At 74.4% G+C, this 18,265-nt stretch carries 1 protein-coding gene (running past one end of the window); it reads left to right on the forward strand.

The genetic code is table 11. The annotated features are described in order from the left end of the window. Positions 1-18,265: the end of a lonely Cys domain-containing protein gene (locus AC0VY3_RS08315; protein WP_475549312.1), read on the forward strand. 21,953 nt of this gene lie to the left of the window's left edge; only the last 18,265 of its 40,218 coding nucleotides appear in the window; its start codon lies beyond the left edge, outside the window; its stop codon occupies positions 18,263-18,265.

The following is an 18,265-nucleotide window of genomic DNA, read 5'->3' on the forward strand; positions in this document are numbered from 1 at the left end:
GCCGGAGGCCCCACTCGGCGAAGCCATCGGGGATCCGTCGATCCAGCACGCGATCCGGCAGGTCACCCAGTTCGGCGCTCCGCTCGTACGGAGCGTGCTGCGGCAGCCCGAGAACGTACCGGTGACCAAACGTGCCGTGACCCAGGCCTTCTGGGCGATGGCGGGCGCCGCCCAGCAGATGGCGGGCCGGGACGACGCGTTCACGGAGAAGCTGGGCCGCCGGGTCCTGCACGTGTTCCCCGACGAGGAGTGGGCCCCGGCACGGAAGCAGCACCTGTACGTGCTGACGGCCCAGGCCATCGCGGCCGGACTCGACCCGTCGGACTTCTTCACACTGGCCGCCTTCCACCTCGCCTCCAAGGGAGCCTTCGGCCCCGCCCACCAACTGCGCTCCGGGGAGGGCTTCCAGGGCTTCAACTGGAGCGGCAGCCCGGCGCCCGGCGGGATCGACCTGCGGACCGTCGGCCGTCAGGACACCGGTGCCGACGGCGCGTCCCTCCAGCACTTCCGCGCGCCGTGGGCCGCCGAGGGCGAACCCGCGAACGCCATGGTGGCGTGGACCGACACCGACGCCGAGGGCTTCGTGGTCCTCCACCTGCCCGGCATGCGGCCCCTCCGCGTCGCCGACCGCGAGTTCCTGGCCCTGCTCGACCTGGCCCCGCCGCTGCGCACCGTCGCCCTCGGGGTTCCCGTCCTGTTCGTGCTCTCCGGCGCGGGCAGCGGTGGGGGACGCGCCGCCGCGCTCTCCGAGGCGTTCTCGAACCGCACCGCCCGCAACGGCTGGTCGTACAGCGGCGCGTTGACGGTGGCCCCGACCACCCCGCCCGGTGCCACGGCCATCCCGACCGCTGCCACGGCCACCCCGCAGTCCGCTGCCACGGCCGCCCCGCTGCGGCTGATCGGACGTCCCGAGACCACGAGCGGCCGGCAGGGCGTCTGGCGCAAGGCATGGCTGCAGGGCCTGAACTCCAGCGTCGTGGTGACCGCCCCCTACGGCGACGCCCTGTTCTCCTCCCCGAAGCCGGCCGCGCGGCTCACCCCCGTACCGGACACGGAACCGGCCACCTCCCCGATCACCGCGCCCCGCAGCCTGACCGGGGCCGAGATCACCGTGGGGCCGCCGCTCGACCGGGCCGGACTCACCGCGCTGGTCCGCCGGGTGACGGACCGCGAACCGGCACGCGGCCTGACGGTCGAACGCTGCCTGGTGCTCCTGGGAACACTCCGTGCCGAGCTGTTCCCGCAGGGCGTGCGCCCGGCACGGACGGTGGACGACACGGCGGTCGGCGTCCCTGCCACGGAGTCGTCCCTGGTGATGGGCCCCGGGTGGGGCCGGGTCCGGTCGTGGGACGCGGTGGCCGGAGCGGTCACCGCCCAGGGGCCGGGCACCGTGGCCCTCGTCCTGGCCCACCGCCAGGGAGCGGCCCCCGGGCACGCCTGGGCGGCCTACCACCTCAGCGGAAGCGGCGGTGTGGTGTGGGTGGACCTCTCGGCCGGCCACGGCCGGCAGGTGTCCCTGCTCCCGCCCGCGGTCGCGGCGTCCGACGCCCGTGCCGTCGTCGTCGGACCCGGCGGGCAGGCCCTGGAGCACGCCCTCCCCGAGTTCGCCCCGTCCTCCTCCACGGTCCACGCCGCTCTGGACGCGCCGGTCGAGCCCGGCTACGGCGCCATCGGACTGGAGGTCGAGGAGCGCCGCGACCTCTTCCTCGACCTGCCCGGCCGCCACACCTCGACGCTCGTCCTCGCCCACGGCCCCGGCATCACGCTCGTCACCGACAGCCGGGGCTTCTGGATGACGGCGGACGGCCTCCTCCACGTCAACGAGCCGCAGGTGCCCCCGGGACAGCCGCGCCCGGTCCGCAGGAACTTCGTCATCGGCGAGTTCGTCCTCGACCCCATGGCCGTCCTCCCCGGCGAGCGCCGGCTGACCCAGGAGGAGGGCATGGCCCAGCTCCAGCGGGCGCGCGCCGCCGGACGGCTGCCGGACGAGCGCCAGGTCGCCGTCCCGCTCACCGAGATGCTGGGCCCGCTCGGCGGCTGGACGTTCACCGAGACCGGGCTGACGACCAAGGTCAACCCCGCCCCCGAGGGATTCGACTGGACCGCCTACGGGCAGCTGACCCTCGGCTACCCCACCGTCGGCCTCCGGGAGCTCCAGGACATCGCCCACCAACGCCTGACCGTCCCCAAGTTCGAGATGGCCGTCGCCGTCGCCCGCAACTTCGGCCAGTCGCTCACCGCGACCTACGCGAACCAGCTCCTCGGCACGATCTCCGTGGAGAGCCACATCGCACCGTTCCTCGCGGCGATCCCCGAGGTCGACGAGGTGTGGGGCTACGGATGGCTGGGCTTCCAGAACGTCGTGGCCGCGCCGGTCGGCGACGTCTTCGACAACGCCCGCCCGCCGGGCACCGACCCGGAGCTGATCAAGAACCTCCTGCCCGCCGCCTCCCGCAACGCCCTGGACCGGATCCTGCGGGCGCTGCGCCCCGGCACCCGGGCGTTCCTGAACGAGCACCACGACCAGCTCTCCGCCGCGGCAGCCGAGCAACTGGGACAACTGCTGGGCTTCTTCCGGCAGCGGCTGACGCCCCATCTGCCCGCCGATCCCGCGTTCTTCGACACCGCCGGCACGGAGGTGCCGACGCCCCGCGAGCACTGGACCGCCGTCCTCACCGGCCGCACGTCCCAGGGCGAGCCCGTCAGCCAGCGCTACGCCGTCGGCATGGACGACGGCGACTACCCGGTCCTGGACACCGACGACGGACGGCTGGCCGTCCCCCTGGTCCTCGCCGAGCTGCGGCACTTCGGCTACACCGGCCAGTTCATGACGCCCGAGGAGATCCAGCGCGCCGTCACCGAACTGTCCGCGTTCGGCCGCGCCGCCTACGAGCGCGCCCTGCGGTCCCGGGCGCCGCTGCCCGAGGACGTGCTGCGCGAGTCCGTCCGGCGGATCGTGGACAACCCGGTGGTGCAGGGCGTCGCGGGCTTCCTGATGGTGGCGGCGCGAGCCGGCATCCCGCAGGTGGGCGGTGGCACCCGCAGGCCGCTGACCGAGTGGGACAGCCGGAACATCTCCCTGGCGCTGGGCGAGTACGCGCTGGGCCGGCCCCTGCACGACGGCCACCCCGCGTACCAGGTCCTACGGGCCGCGCTGACCGAGGCGTACGCGCTGCTGCCGAACATCCCCCCGGGCGGCCGGACGAAGGCCCGGGGCTTCTTCGACGCGGCACGCGGCGCCCTGGCCGTCCTCACCGACCCGGCGCAGACCCCGCCGGTCATGCGGTGGTACGCGGAAGTGGTCGCGATGGACGGCGCCCGCGTCCTCCTGGACCGCGTGATGGTGATCCGGCACCGTGACGCACAGGACATCCCGGTGGGCACGTCCTCCCTGCCGCTGGCCGCCTGGCAGGACGGGCTGCGGCAGCACTACGGCCTGCTGCCCCAGGCGACCGGCTTCACCTACCTGCGGCCGGGCCCGGTGCCGCTCGAAAGCCCCGTCCAGGCCCTGCCGTTCGAAGACGCGTACCTGGTCGGACTGCGCGGCGGCCCCGGCGGTGCGTTCCTCGCGCTGGCCGACGGCACCGACGCGGCGTTCGCCTACGCCCGCATCGTGGACTTCCTGTACGCCGTGGACGGCGACCTCACCGCGCTGGCCCCGGAACGGCCGGTCCTCGTGACGGGTGCCGATCTCGCGGGCCCGCCGCCCGCCGACCCTCTGGACACCCCGGTGGCCGGCCAGCAACTGGCCAACGGCCTGGACCGCTGGGTCTGGGCCCCCGGCAGCGGAGCGGAGGCGTTCCTCGTGCCCGCCGACCAGCTGGCCGGGCCGCGCTGGCAGCTGGCCGAGGGCGACTGGTGGGCTGGGTTCCGCCCCGAGCCGTCGACCGCCGAACTCGGCCGCTGGGCCGAGCGGATCACCGGCGACCGGGGCCGGGCGCCGGACGTACGCCGCTGGGTCCGGGCGGTCCGGCTGGTCTACGGCCCCCTGCTGGAGAACGACGCGACCGCGTTCGAAGCGCTGCTGCGGGGCTTCTGGGCCCTGGAGCGGACCCGCGCGGCCAACGGCATCCGCACCCCGCTCAGCTGGGGGGACCTGCGTACGGCGGTCGGCGCGTACTTCACCGCGAACGGGCAGGCCGAACCGCCGCTGCCGGTGGCGTTGCAGTTCCTGCTGCTCTCGGCCGCCGGAGCGGTCGGGGTCGACCTGGAGCTGTCGGGGATGGCGATCACCCCGCAGCACCACAGCGTGCGCGCCTGGGACACGGCCATCGCCGGCCCGGACTTCTTCGCCCCCGTCGACACCGCACCCGTCGCCGCGCCGACCGCCGCCGCGCCGCCACCGGCCACCGGCGCGTTCACCGGGCCGAACGATCCGCTGCTCGCGCCGGACACCCTGCTGACCGGACCGTCCGGCGCCGCGCAGGGCCGCAACTGGACCGCGAAGAACGTCAGCCGTGTCCTTCCGGGGACCCTGCGGACCATCGAGCGCCGGCCCGGCACCGCACCGAAGGTCGTCGCGACCGACCCCGCCCCCTGGCCGGACACCGCCTACGTCGTCACCGCCGAAGGCGAGAACGGCCGGGTGCGGACGGCGGACGGCCGGGTCCTGGACGCGGAGGCGGTCGCCGACGCGCTGGCGGCCGACCCGGAGTTGGCGAAGGTCCCGAAGGACGTGCCCGTCGTTCTCGCCGTTCCGTACACCGGGGACCGCTACCTGGAGACGCTCCGGGTGGTGGCCGACCGGCTGGGCCGCACCGTGTGGGGGCCGAGCGGCGTGGGCCGGATCGCCCCCGACGGCACCGGGGACGCGCACGTCCTGGTGACGATGGACTCCGACCCCGACGCACCGGTCGGGTCCTGGGTGTCCGTCGCCCCGTCGCCGACGGCCGGACCGCACGAGGACCGGACGTGGACGGCGCTGGACGGCACCGTGTTCCGCGACAGCGACGTCGTCACCCGTCCGCTGGCCGACGAGAACCACCAGCGGTTCGGCCGGATCGCCGTCCACCGGGGAGACGCGCTGCGGCGGCGCGAACGCAACTTCCGCGCCCTGCGCAGGATGCGACGGCTCGTCCACTGGACGCCCGCCGGCACCCGTGCCCAGGAGACCGCCTCCGAACCGGTCTCCATGGACGCGGCCGTCTACGCCTATGCCGGCCACGGTGAACCGGGCCGGATGCAGCTGCCGCTCCACGACGGCCGGACCGTCTGGCTGGGCAAGCACGACGCGGCCGCGTACATCGCGGGCCTGCGCGAGGTCCGCGAACTGCCGCCGGGCCACCGCATGCACCTGGAGGTCTGCTGGAGCTCTTCGGACGGCGACCCCGCCCGGCCGCAGCCGTCGTTCGCCCCGGTCCCGCACGTCGACGACCCGCTGGGCGACGTCCCGCTCGACCAGCTCGTCGCCAACATGACCCGCCGCGACACCGAAGGCTCCACCCGGATGACCGGGATGGACGACACCCGGCGCTTCATCATGGCCGCGGCCGACGGCGGACACGGCCGCCGCGTGCTGCGCCGCCCCGAACCGCTCGACGGGGAGCTGGACCGGCTGGCGGGCGTCGCCGGACTGCACCGGGCCCCGGGCGACGTGCCGCCCGAGACCCGGGAGGCGACGCTCCGGCTGGTACGCGCCCTGCGGGCGGTGTTCGGCGACACCGTCGAGGACGACCGGGCCACCCCCGACGGACGTTACGAGCGCGCACTGCGCAGCATCGGCGCACTGGAGCGCCTGCGCGCCAACGACCCCACGCTCAACGGCTACACCCCGTTCCGCAAGGACCTGCTCGACTTCTTCGTCCGCGAACACACCGGCCGGGAACCGGACCTTGCCGGATACCAGACCCTTCTCGACCACGCGGCCGCCCGCATCACGGCCGACCCCGACGCCCGCCTCACCGACGCCGTGCCGTCGCCCACGCTCCAGATCACTCTGACGCAACTGGCGGACGCGGGCGAGCAGGCGATCCGCCACGTCCAGTCGCTGCCACCCCAGGCTCCCTTCACCCCGCGCCACGTGGCGTCCACGCTGTGGGCCACGGCCCGGGCCGCCCAGCTCTTCCGCCCGATGACCCCCGGCGCCCGCGCATCCATGGGCCGCAAGGTCCTCCATCTCGACCCCGCCGCCACCTGGGGCCGGAACCAGCAGCAAGCCGTCTGGGCGGTGTCGGCCAAGGCGATCGCCCAGGGCATGGACGCCACCGACCACGACCTGCTCGCCGCGTTCCACCTGGCGGAGAGCGGCGCCTTCGGCCCGGCCGCCGTGCTGCGGCAGGGACCCAACGTCCAGGGTGTCAACTGGTCCGGCGCCGACGCCCCCGCCGGGATCGACTGGAGCACCCTGCGCCGGTCCGACGGGACGGCCTCCCACCAGCTCACACCCGAATGGGCCGGCCCCGGCAAGCCCATGCCCCTGCTCAACGTCATCGAGGTCGACCCGACCGGCACCCCCGTCCTCCACCTCCCCGGCCGCGTCCCCGTCCCCGTACCGGAGAACGAGTTCCTGGCCCTGCTGGACCTGGCGCCCGCGCTGCGCACGGTCTCTCTCGGCATTCCGGTGCTGTTCCTCACCACCGGACCGGGGGCGCTGAGCCCGGAGCTGGTGCAGCGGTTCTCGCAGCGCACCGGCCGCCCCGCCTACGGCTACAGCGCCCCGATGGCGCTCACTGCCCCGAGCCCCGAGAACCCGCTCGGCATCGTCGCCCTGCCGGACCCGGCGACCAACGCCCCGGGCCGATGGACCGCCGCCGCCCGCCGGTTCACCGCCGCCACCGCGACCGGCCAGGACCAGCCGGCTTTCTTCGGGCCGCCGTCCCCGGCCGACCTGGGGACGGACCCCTTCCAGGACCCGGCCACCGTGCTGCGGGACGGCGCGGGGAAGGCGCTCGGCCGCGATCTGACCGGCGCCTGGACCGACCGGGTGCGCACCGACCGGGTACGGGAGGCCGTGGACGGACAGGCCGCCCGGGAGCCGGACGAGCCCGCACCCTGGGGGAGCGAGGCCTATCTGGTCGGCGACCGTGCCCTCGACGCCCAGGGCCTGACCCCGGAGGCGTTCGCGGAGAGGCTGGCCGCCGATCCGGAACTGGCCGCTCTGCCGCCCCACGTGCCGGTGGTCCTGGCGATCCCGTACGCCGGAGCGCAGTACCTGGACCCGGTGCGCGCGGTCGCGGGCCGGCTCGGCCGCCGGGTGTGGGCCCCCAGTGGCGACGGGCGGCTCCGCCACGACTCGGCCCTCCAGGCCCGCATCCCGACGATGACGGTCCACGACCCCGCCGGCTGGCACGGCGACTGGGTGCCCTTCGACCCGCCCGCGGCGTCGGCGCCCTTCGTGGACCGGCAGTGGACCTCGATCGAGGGCAGGACCTTCCGCGACAGCGACGTGGCGACCCTGCCCCTGGTCTTCGACCGCCGGGAGCGGTACGGCAGGGTGTCGGTCGCCGACGACCTGGACCAGCGCGAGAGGCTCCTGCGAGGGCTCTTCCACCGGCGGCAGCGGATCCACTACGCGGCCACCACCCTGGGTGACCAGCTGGTCAGCACCGAGCCGTACACCCCGGATCCCGCGATCTACACCTACTACGGACACGGCGTTCCCGGTGTGCTGGCCATCGTCCTGCGCGACGGCTCGACGGTGACGCTGACCGCGGCCGACGGCGGGTCGTACATCGGCGGACTGCGCGAGGTCCAAGAACTGCCGCCCGGCCACCGGATCGGCCTCCAGGTCTGCTATTCGGCGTCGGCGGGCAACCACCGCGACCCGCAGCAGGAGGGCCGCCCGGTACCGCCCGTGGAGGACCCGCTGGACGAGGTGTCCCTCATCCAGCACACGGCCAACACCGCCCGGCGGGAGGCCGAGGGCCCGACCCTGGTGGCGGCGCTGGACGACGACTCCTACGTGCTGGAGGACACCCCCGGCGGGGTGGTCGGCCGCCTGGTGCGCGTCCGGCCGGAGCCGACCGACGCCGAACTGGACCGCCTGGCCGTGATCGCGGGCCTGCACGGCGATCCGGACACCGTGCCGCCGGAGGTCCGGGCGACCGTCCTGCGGCTGGTCCGTGCGCTGCGCCTGGTCTTCGGCCACGCCGTGGAGGACGACCGCTGGGTGCCGGGCGGCGGGTACGAGCGGGCGCTGAAGGGCATCGCCGCGCTGGAGACCCTGCGCGCCAACGACCCCGGCATGCGGCGGTTCACCCCGTTCCGGATGGAGCTGTGGACGTTCCTCGCACGGCGCGTCGGCGGTGACACCCCGGGCCGCGACGCCTACCGGGACGTCCTGGACGCCGCCCGGCAGCTGATCGGCGGGCAGCCGGACAGCACGCTCTCCGGGATGCTGCCGGACACCCCCCTGACGTACGCCGTCGACGAACTCTCCGGAAGCCAGGGCGAGGACCTCGTCCGCGACGCGGTGGGCCTCCCCGAACCCGTCACCCTGCGGCCCAAGGACCTCACCCGCGCCTTCTGGGCCATGGTGGCCGGCGTCGACCTGGTCCTGTTCCGCCTGGACCCGGCGCAGCAGGAGAGCCTGGGCCGCCGCGCCCTCCACCTCGCCGACACGGAGGTGTGGAGCGACGCGACGACGGCGGAACTGACGTTCCTGGCGGTACGGGCCCACGCCCGCCGGATCGACATCACCGACCCGCACCAGCTCGCCGCCCACCACCTCCGCGAACTGGGCGCCCTCCGGCAGACTCTCACCGACGGGACGGAGCCCACCGGCTACAACTGGAGCGGACGCCCGGCCCCGAACGGCGTGAAGAGCGACCAGTGGTACGCGCGGGTCAAGGCCGGCAACGACGTCCTCACCCTTCCCCACCGGGCCCAGTGGAGGTCCACGGAGCCGGGTGGCAAGTCCCTGGTGATCTGGACCGGGATCCGGGCGGACGACGGCGGCATCGTCATCCACCTGCCCGGACACGCCCCGCTGCCCGTTCCCGACGAGGAGCTGTGGGCGCTGCTGGACCTGGCCCCGCTGGTGACCGACGCGGGCGTCGACGTCCCCGTCGTCTTCCCGATGGGCGGCTTCACGGACGGCAAGGCGCGGCGGACCCAGCCGTTCACCGACCGCACCGGCCGCAGCGCCTTCGGCTACTCCGGACCCCTGGACCTGATCGAGGACGACCCGTTCGACCCGCTGCGCATCACCGCCCTGCGGGAGAGGAAGCTGGGGCAGTGGTCCAGGACCATCTGGAAGCCCCGGCCGGCCCAGGGCGCCGTGACGGGGACGCCCGGCGGGGCGGTCAAGGCCGGCCCCTCCGCCTGGCCGGAGCACTCGGCCCGGCACGACTCCGGCACCGGTACCTTCCACTTCACGACCGGCACGCCCCGCCGTGCCCAGGAAACCGGCGGGGAGAGCGGCCGGCCGGACATCGCCTATCCGTCCGCCGTCCGCATCAACGCCACCCCGGTGTCCACGGAGGACCAGGACAGCACCCCGGGGCCCGGCCCCGCCGAGGCGGCGCCCGCAGCCACCGGACCGGCGCCCGCGACCGGCCCGGCCTGGGCCGTACGGTCCTGGCGTCCCGCCGGATCGCCCGGCACGGCCCGGTTCGCCGCCCTGTACCGCGACCGGGAGTGGCAGCGTCGCAGCACGGCCTTCGAGCTCGCGTTCGCCGCGCACACGGGCCGCGCCGCGGGGCTCACCGAGGCAGCGCGCGACGCGGTGTCCCGCCTGGCCGGCGAACTCACCACGCGCCACGGCGAGCAGGCTGCCCTGCGCGCCTTCTTCGCCCCGGACGCACCCCCGGGCGACCCGGCCGCGGCGCTGGAGCGGCTGCTGACCGCCCCGCCCGGGCCGCCCACCCTCGCCGCGCTCATGACCGCGTTCACCTACGCGGCCCACGCGGGCCACGGCCTGCCCCGCGAGACGGCCGAGACCCTGGCCCGCCCGCCCGGCCGGCAGGGGCGCTACACGCCGGGCAGTTCCTACCGCGAGGTGCACGACAGCCGCGGCATGCGCCGCGTGGGCGGCGAGGACGGCCCCGCGCTACGGCTTCTGCGCACCTACGCCGCGCTCGGTGCGGCACCGGACGGCCTGACCGTCCTGCGGGACGCACTCATCGCCTGGGCGATCCCGGCCGACCTCCAGTCGCTCCACGAGATCCTGCGCGCCTCCCACCGGGTCGGCGGGGGAACCGCCGCGGAGCGCGACACCGCGCTGCGCGACGGTGCAGGACTCCACACCTGGGCGGCCGGCGCGCTCATCGCGGGCTCCGCGGACGGCGAAGGACGGACGGACCGTCCCGCGGCACTGGTCCCACCGCACCTCGCCCTGTACGCGGAGCGGATGACGTTCGGCCGTGACATCACGCGCAGCGGGCTGAACCTCCCCGATGACCTCGCGCACCTGGCCGACGCCGCGCTCGCCGGCACGCTGCACCCGGACACCGCCCGGAACCGGGCGCTTCTCGCCTGGCTCGACCGCTACGGCGACGCGGGCCGGGACGCGCTGCGGCGGCTGTCGCCCGCCCATCTGACGGCGCTCCACCTGTACAGCGGCGCCGACTACCGTCTGATGAAGGCGTTCCTCAACGGCGAGCGGTTCGGCGCGGGTATGGGGCGTCGACTCGTACGTCTCAACGCCTGGACGATGACCAGCAGGATGGCGGAGGTCGGAGCCGCCGACCTGCTCCCGATGACGCTGCGCCGGCAGCGGGGTTTCACCGCTCTGTTCGATGCCATGTGGGACGTGGACGACCTCCAGGAACGGACCGTCGAGGTGGCCGCCCTGAGGCGCCGTCTGGACGCGATGGCCGACGCGGTGTTCGCGGAACTTCCCTCGCACGTCGACATGGTGGTCGAGGCGCTGGAGATCCTGCCCCCGCTGCACGGAGACGTCTGGTGGGGCGACCGTGGAATGCCCGGGCCGCTGGACGCGCCACCGTCCGACGGACCGGTGTACGGGCGGAACCGCATCACCGTGCCCTTCTTCCGCAGCACGGCACTGCAGCGGGACGAAGCGCTCGGCTTCATGCACCGGAGCAAGGGAGCCCCCGGCGACTCGCACCTCGGACTGGTCCATGTGTCGGACTCGACCGCGCGGGAGGTCAGCCCGTTCGTGGTGCTGCCGCTGGAGACCGAGGTCCTGTACCCGCCGGGCGCCTCCTTCGACGTCACCACCCGGACGGTCGTCCCCGGCGACCCGCTTACGCGGCCGTACGAGAGCATCGACGTCACCGAGGCGACCACGACCGGCACGGCATCCGGCACTCGCGACGAGCTCTTCGGCGTCGCGCCCCCGGCCGACACCCGCGAGACGCCGTCCCGTCGCGCCCCGGTGCTGCGGACCGTACGCCGACAGGACGGCAGCACGATCGGCATCGCGTCGTTCGACGACGCCGACTGGGCGGAACGGCAGCAGGAGTACGGCCGACTGGGCGCCGCCACGGGCTTCGTGTCGTGGGAACGCGACGCCGACGGCAGGCACGTCCCCACCCACCGGGCGCTGCCCGGCGGCGGAACGGCAGGGGGGACGTTCTTCTTCGCGTCGCACGGCGGCGGTGAAGGGCTCGCGCTCGTCACCGAGGACGGCGGCCGGCGGACGGACGACGGTTCCTACGCCGGGCGGCTGCTGCGTTCGGCCGGCACACGCGGCTTCGGCAGCGTGACGGTGCTCGCCTGCGGCCCCGGCGACGTGCCCCGGAACCGGGCGGAGGCCCGGGCGCGGGCCGAGCGCATCGCCGACCGGGCGGGACTGCCGGTCCACCTCCCGACCGGCCGGGTGGCGGTGTCCGACGGGCTGCCGCACCTGCTGGAGGACGCCGACGGGCGGCCCACGGAGTGGGTCACGGCCTATCCGGTGGGCTGGACGGGCCCCCGTGTCCCGGCACCGGGTACGTCCGCCGCCGGCCGCACCGCGTACCGCTACCCCGCACCCGGACAGTTCAACGTCCAGGGCCAGGTGCTGGACGCCGCCCCCGAAGAGCTCGACGACCTCGACGCCGACCGGGGCACGCCGTGGTCGGTGTCGTCCTGGAGCCCCGCCGGAGCGCCGGGCACACCACGGTTCACCGGGTTCTACCGGGAGCGCGCCTGGCGACAGGCGAGCGTCGACTGGGAGGACTCGCTCGCCGAGGCGCTGAGCGAGGTCCCCCGGCTCGCCGAGGCCGCCGGGCTCGCGGTGCGCGGACTGTACGGCCAACTCGCCCTCCGCAACGGGGAAGAGCGTGCGGCACGCGCGTTCTTCGACCCGGACGAGACCCCCGACGACCCGGCCGCCGAGCTGGAGCGGCTGCTCGACGAACCGCCGGGCCCGGAGGCGCTGGACGGGCTGATGCGGGCGTTCGTGTACGCGTCCTACGCCGGACCTGGGCTGCCGACCCCCGTCCACGAAGCGCTCACCGAGGGCGGCGGGCGGTTCGGTGGGGACAGCGCTTACCGCGCCGTGCACGACAGCCGCGGCTTCCGCCGGGTCGGCGGCGAGCGGGGGCCCGCGCTGCACCTGCTGAGGGTGGCCGCGGCACTCGGCCTGCCGTCCGAGCTGCTTCCCCCGTTCCGCGCCGCCGTGGCCGCCTGGACGATTCCGTACGACCTCCAGTCGCTGCACGAGGTGCTGCGCGCCTCCCACCTGATCGGCATGGGTGCCGCCGAGGAGCGTGGAGCCGCCGCGCGTGACGGGGCCGCGCTGCACTCCTGGACCGTGCACGCCTTCACGGAGGACGGCCTGCTGCCGCGCGAGGACGACGGAAAGGCGCCCGCAGCCCTGGTTCCGCCGCACCAGGCGCTCTACCAGGACCGCATGTCCTTCCCGTACGAGCTCACCGGGACGATGGACGTGCCCGACGCCCTCGTCACGATGGCCGACGCCGCGCTCGCCGGAGCGCTGCCGTCCCTCCCCACGCCCAGGTTCCAGGCCATGGCCGCATGGCTGGAGCGGTACGGCGACCGGGGCGCCGCCGCGCTCAGGCAGCTCACGCCCGCCCACATCACGGCCCTGTACCTCTACAGCTCCTACGACTACCGGCTGATGAAGGCGCTGCTCAACGGGGAGCGGCTGGGCCGGGGCGTCAGCCGTCACCTGGTGCGTTTCCACAGCTGGCAGTACCTGCTGGAGTCGGCGCGCGAGGAGGAGCTGGACATGCCCCCGCTCAGCCTGGTCAGCCGTCCCGAGTTCGCGGATCTGTACGCCGAACTCACCGAGCTGCCCGACCTCGACACCCCCCACCCCGACCTGGCCGCGCTGCGCCGCCGCGCGGACGCGATGGCCGACCGGCTCCACGACGAGCTGAGGCTCCACATCGACATGGCCATCGAGGCCCTGGAGATCCTGCCGTCCGTCGACCGGACCATCTGGTGGGGCGAGCGGGGTGCGCCCGGGCCCATCGAGCGGCCCGCGCTGAACGGGCCCCTGTACGGCGACGGCGCCATTGAGGTGGCGTTCTTCCGCAGTACCTCGCTGAAGATCGAGGAGGCCGTCGAGTTCGCGCTGAGCGACAAGCCCGTGCCCGCCCGGTCGCACCGCAGACTGATCGAGGTCGCGAACTCCACGGCCCGCGACGCCGCCCCCTTCCTCAAGCACCTGTCGGAAGGGGAGGCGCTGTATCCGCCGGGCATGCGCTTCGACGTCCTCAGCCGACGACTCGTCGAGTCCTACCGGCGGCCCCCGATGCTGCACGAGGTGGCGGAGGAGTCGACCCCGCTGCCCGACGGCCTCTCCGAGGTGCCGCGGACCGGCCCGGTGCCGTACACACCGGCCGTGTTCGAGGACACGGTGGACGACGTGTTCGACCTCGGCCGCTCCGACTCCGACCTGTCGGACGTCGAACTGTCGGATGTCGACGGGTACTCCGAGACGGACTCCGACGCGGACCCCTCGGAAACGGCCACCCGTGCCTACCCCCGGCACGACTACTGGAATGCCCCGTGGGAGGGGCAGGGGACCGCGCCGGCCACGCAGCAGATCGTCGTCCAGGAGATCGACGCGGACGGCAGGACCGTCGGCAAGGCATCCTTCACCCGGCGCGACTGGGCGCTGCGCGAGCCCTTCTACAGCCACCTGCCCCAGGCCACCCACTACACCGAGTGGAGCCGCGGACCCGCCCAGGAACGCGTCGCCCACCGGCGTCCCCTCCCCGCCACGGGAGCGTCCGGCACCTTCTTCTGGACGTCCCACGGCGGGCCGGAAGGCTATGCCGTCGCCGGGGCGAACGACCTGCCCGCCGGCGCCGACAGCGCGGCGGTGGGACGTCTGCTCGGACAGGACCTGGCCGCCGCGGGCTTCACCAGCATCACCGTCCTCGCGTGCGACGTGGCCACCGTCACCGGCGGACCCGCCGGCACCGCACCCGGGGGCGAGAGCCTGGAGCGGGCCGTCCGCCGCGCCGCGGACATCGCCGACCTCACCGGCCTGGACGTGTACCTCAACACCGGTCGCACGGCGATCGCCCCGGGCCGGGGCGAGGACGGAGGACCGGCCGCCGACATCCACCTCCTGGAGGCGGCGGACGGGAGCCCCACCACCATCCTGCGGGTCCCGCCGGGGTCCCGGGCGGGCGCGAACACCGTGCTCCCAGCCCTCCCGCCCCCCGCCACCGGCGCCCACGCCACCCAGCCCTGGTCGGTGCCCGGGTGGCGGGTCGCCGGAGCACCCGAGACCGTGCGGTTCGCCCGGCTCTACCGGGACCGGAGCTGGCGCACCTTCAGTTTCCGGTTCGAGGCGGGGCTGGCACAGAGGCTGGCCGCCGAACCCGGGACCGTCCAGGCCGCCGCGCACGCCCTCTCCCGGCTCCGTCAGGCCCTCGCCCAGCGACACGGTCCGCTCGCGGCGGACGGCGCCTTCTTCCAGGGACCCGAGGCCCAGCAGTGGACCGGACAGCCGGACGGGGTGGCGCGCTTCCTGGAGAGCCGGCCGTCGGTTCCCCAGCTGGTCCAGGCGTTCGGCCTGGCGGCGTACGGCAACGGAGGCCCCGTCACCCTGCAGCAGACCCTGCCCGGCTGGCTCGCGATGCCCTGGCCGCCCCGGCCGAACGGCAAGCGGCAGGGCGCGTACCGGCTCGCGCACGACCCCCGCGGATTCCGCTACGTCGGCGGCATGGTCGGCCCGGCCCTGTGGATGCTCCAGGCGTACCGGGCGCTCGGGGCGAGCGGCCCCGAGTTGCTGGCCTTCCGCAAGGCGGTGCTGTCCTGGGCGGTCCTGACCGACACCCAGTCCCTGCACGAAGTGCTGCGCGCCTCGCACCTGGCGGGTATGGGCCTGGAGCCGGAGCGCGCCGCGCTCGCCCACGACGGCGCCCGGTTGCACCAGGTGACCGCGCGCGTCTTCGGCATGGGCCCGGTCCTGCCGCACCACCAGGCCTACGACCAGAGGACGCGCTTCTTCTCCCGCCTCGACACGCACGTCCCCGGAGACCTCGTCCAGGCGATGAACGCGGCGATGACCGGGGCCCCGGTGAGCGAGGAGCTGGCGGAGCGGACCGAGGTCGCCACCCAGTGGCTGGAACGCTTCGGCGACCGCGCACGGGCCTCCCTGCGCGCCCTGACCCCGGGCCATCTGACCGCCCTGTACCTCTACTCCAGCCAGGACCACGAGCTCTTCAAGACCTACGTCACCGCCGGGCGCTTCGGTGAGGCGGTCGGCCGCTGGATGTTCAGGCAACGGGTGTGGAGGTACGTCCGTGAGGACGCCGTGGAGAGCGGGCAGGGCCTGCCCGAACTGCTGGACCGCGACGAGGACCTCAGCGACGCCATGTCCGATCTGCGGGACCTGGACCCGGACGCGACCGGTCCGGATCTCCAGGAGATCCGCCGCCGGGTGGACCGCGTCGCCGACCGGCTGTACGACGACATGAGCATGCACGTCGACATGGCGGTCGAGGCGCTGGAGATCCTGCCGCCGCTCAACGGCCCGGTCTACTGGGGCGGCTGGCTGCCCGGGCCCCTGGACGCGATCCCTCAGGACTCGCCGCTCCTCACCGCGACCACGCTGTTCGTGCCGCGGTTCCGCAGCACCACCGAGAGCTGGGAGACCGCCGGCGGTTACACCCGGGGCGATCTGGAGGAGATGGGCGACGCCCTGGACCGACACGCGATGCGCGGCTACGTCGAGCACTCCACCGCCCGTCCGATGGCCCCGTTCTCGGCGTGGCTCAACGAGCAGGAGGCCCTCTATCCGCCGGGCGCGGCGCTGAACATCGTCAACCGCGAGGTCGTGACGGAGCCCGAGACCGGACGCGACTACCTCGACTACGAGTTCCGGGAGATGCCCGGCTACCCGCACTCGGCGTACCACAACGCGCAGGACGGCACCTCGCCCCGGATCGTGGAACTCACCGACGACACCGACGACACCGACGACATCGGCGAGACCGGCGATCCGGAGACGCGGCAGCCGGAGGCGACCGCGCCTCGCGACGGCTACCGCCGCACGGGACCGTACGCCGCCGAACTCGACGGCACCCCCTTCACTCTGCACGAGACCCCGGGCGAGGGGGACCGGACCGCGGACATCCTGCTCTTCGCCGTCCGCCACGTGGCCGCGGACGGACTGCGGGACGCGGGCGTCGACACGGCGGAGGACTTCCGCGCCTGGCTGGGCGGCACGGTCACCGAGGACGACGTGTCCGACCTGGACATTCCGCCCCTGGACGGCGGCCAGGACCTTCCGCTGGCCCTCCTCGACCGGGCCGGCGTCTCCCTCGGTATGTCCCTGCGCACGGAGGCCATGCTCTACGGCGACCGCCTCCCGGCCTCGCGGGTGGAGCTGGCCCCGGTGCAGCGCCTGCGGGTGCTGCTCACCGACCCCTCGTACCGACAGGACGGCACCACACTGCCGATGAGGCCTCTCGCAGCCGCGACCGCACGCCGTCTCGGTGTGGCAGTGGCCTTGGCGGGCCCCGACGGTGAGGTGACGTTCCACGGTGCGCGCACCGAAGGCGGACCGCCCGCCCTGCTCGTCGCGGACGGGGACCGCCATCTCGCCGGGCTTCCGGAAGGACCCGGCGATACGGCCGTCGACGAGGAGGAGCGGCTGAACCGGCTGGTGCACGCCCTGTCCGTCGCCCCGGCGTCCGTGCTGCGCCGGGCGGCGGACCGGCCGGCGCCGGAGTGGGTCATGGCCCGCATCCGCTACATGACCGAGGCCGTCCGTTTCGAGCGGCGCCTCGGCCGGTATCTCGGCGGCCACGAAGCGGTGGACGCTCAGCTCGCGGTGATGACCCGCGAGCTGTGGGACCGGGCCGTCGCGGCAGGCCGTTGGACGGAACTGGGCTCGGACGACCCCACGGTCGACGGCGCGGTCGGCACCGGCCGGGACCAGCTCCTCGCCGTCGTGGAGTCGGGCAACACGCGGGAACGCATGGGCATGCTCTGGATCGGCTCCCAGGCGCCGGACGGCCAGGGCGGAGTCATCTCCGAACTGCTCGGCAGCCCCGACCCCAACCCCGACGTGATCACGGAGGAGTACCGGGCCGCCAGGCCTCCGTCCGGGACGATCACCGCCTACCAGCAGTTGTCGGGACAGCCGGACAGAACTCCCGAGGAGCAGCGGCGGATGGAGCGGGCCGAGCGTGAGCTGCGGACCCGGGCGCGCGCCGAGGACCTCTCGCCGCCTCTGAGCGAGGCCGAGCGGGCCCTGATGCCGGACGACGCCCTACCGTGGATTCCGGGCATGCACCGGTACGACATCGCCCTGGACAGTGTCCCGCAGGCGGAAGCGGAGGACAGGGGCGCCCTCGTCCGGGCCGCCACCTCCGGTTCGGCCCACCGGCTGATGTCGCAGGCGGTGAAGATGCGCCAGGAGTGGGGCCTCGACATCGACCTCGGGCTGGTCCGGCTCGCTCTCATGGCAGAGATGCTGCAGGCGGAGCACCACGGTCTGGACGAGATCATGCGGGGCAGCCAACTGGTGCTCGACCGGCTGCGGCAGGCCGGTACCCCGGAGCCGGCCGACCTCGACTACATCGACAACTGGGGCCGTTACTGGAGGATCGCCCCCTTGACCGAGGCGGAACTGAGGCAGCACGTCGCGGTCGATGGACTGTTCCCCGACGAACACGCTCTGCACCCCTTCGGGGACGAGGAGTTGTCCGGACCGGCTGATCCCGCCGACCCCGCGGTGGCCGCCTGGGCCCAGGAGCACGACATCGTCCTGGAGGACGCCCTGCAGCTCCTGTCGGCGCTCGGTTCCGACGCCGGGTCAGGGGCTGCCCCACTGACGCCCGAGCGGCTGGAGCAGCTGGTCGACGACTGGTTCCGGGCCCGGAACCAGACACCCCCCGGCAGCCTGGCCGACCGGATCCGCCGCATACTGAACGACGTCCGTGCCTGA

It is taken from the genome of Streptomyces sp. iso_384 (genome assembly GCF_056172905.1).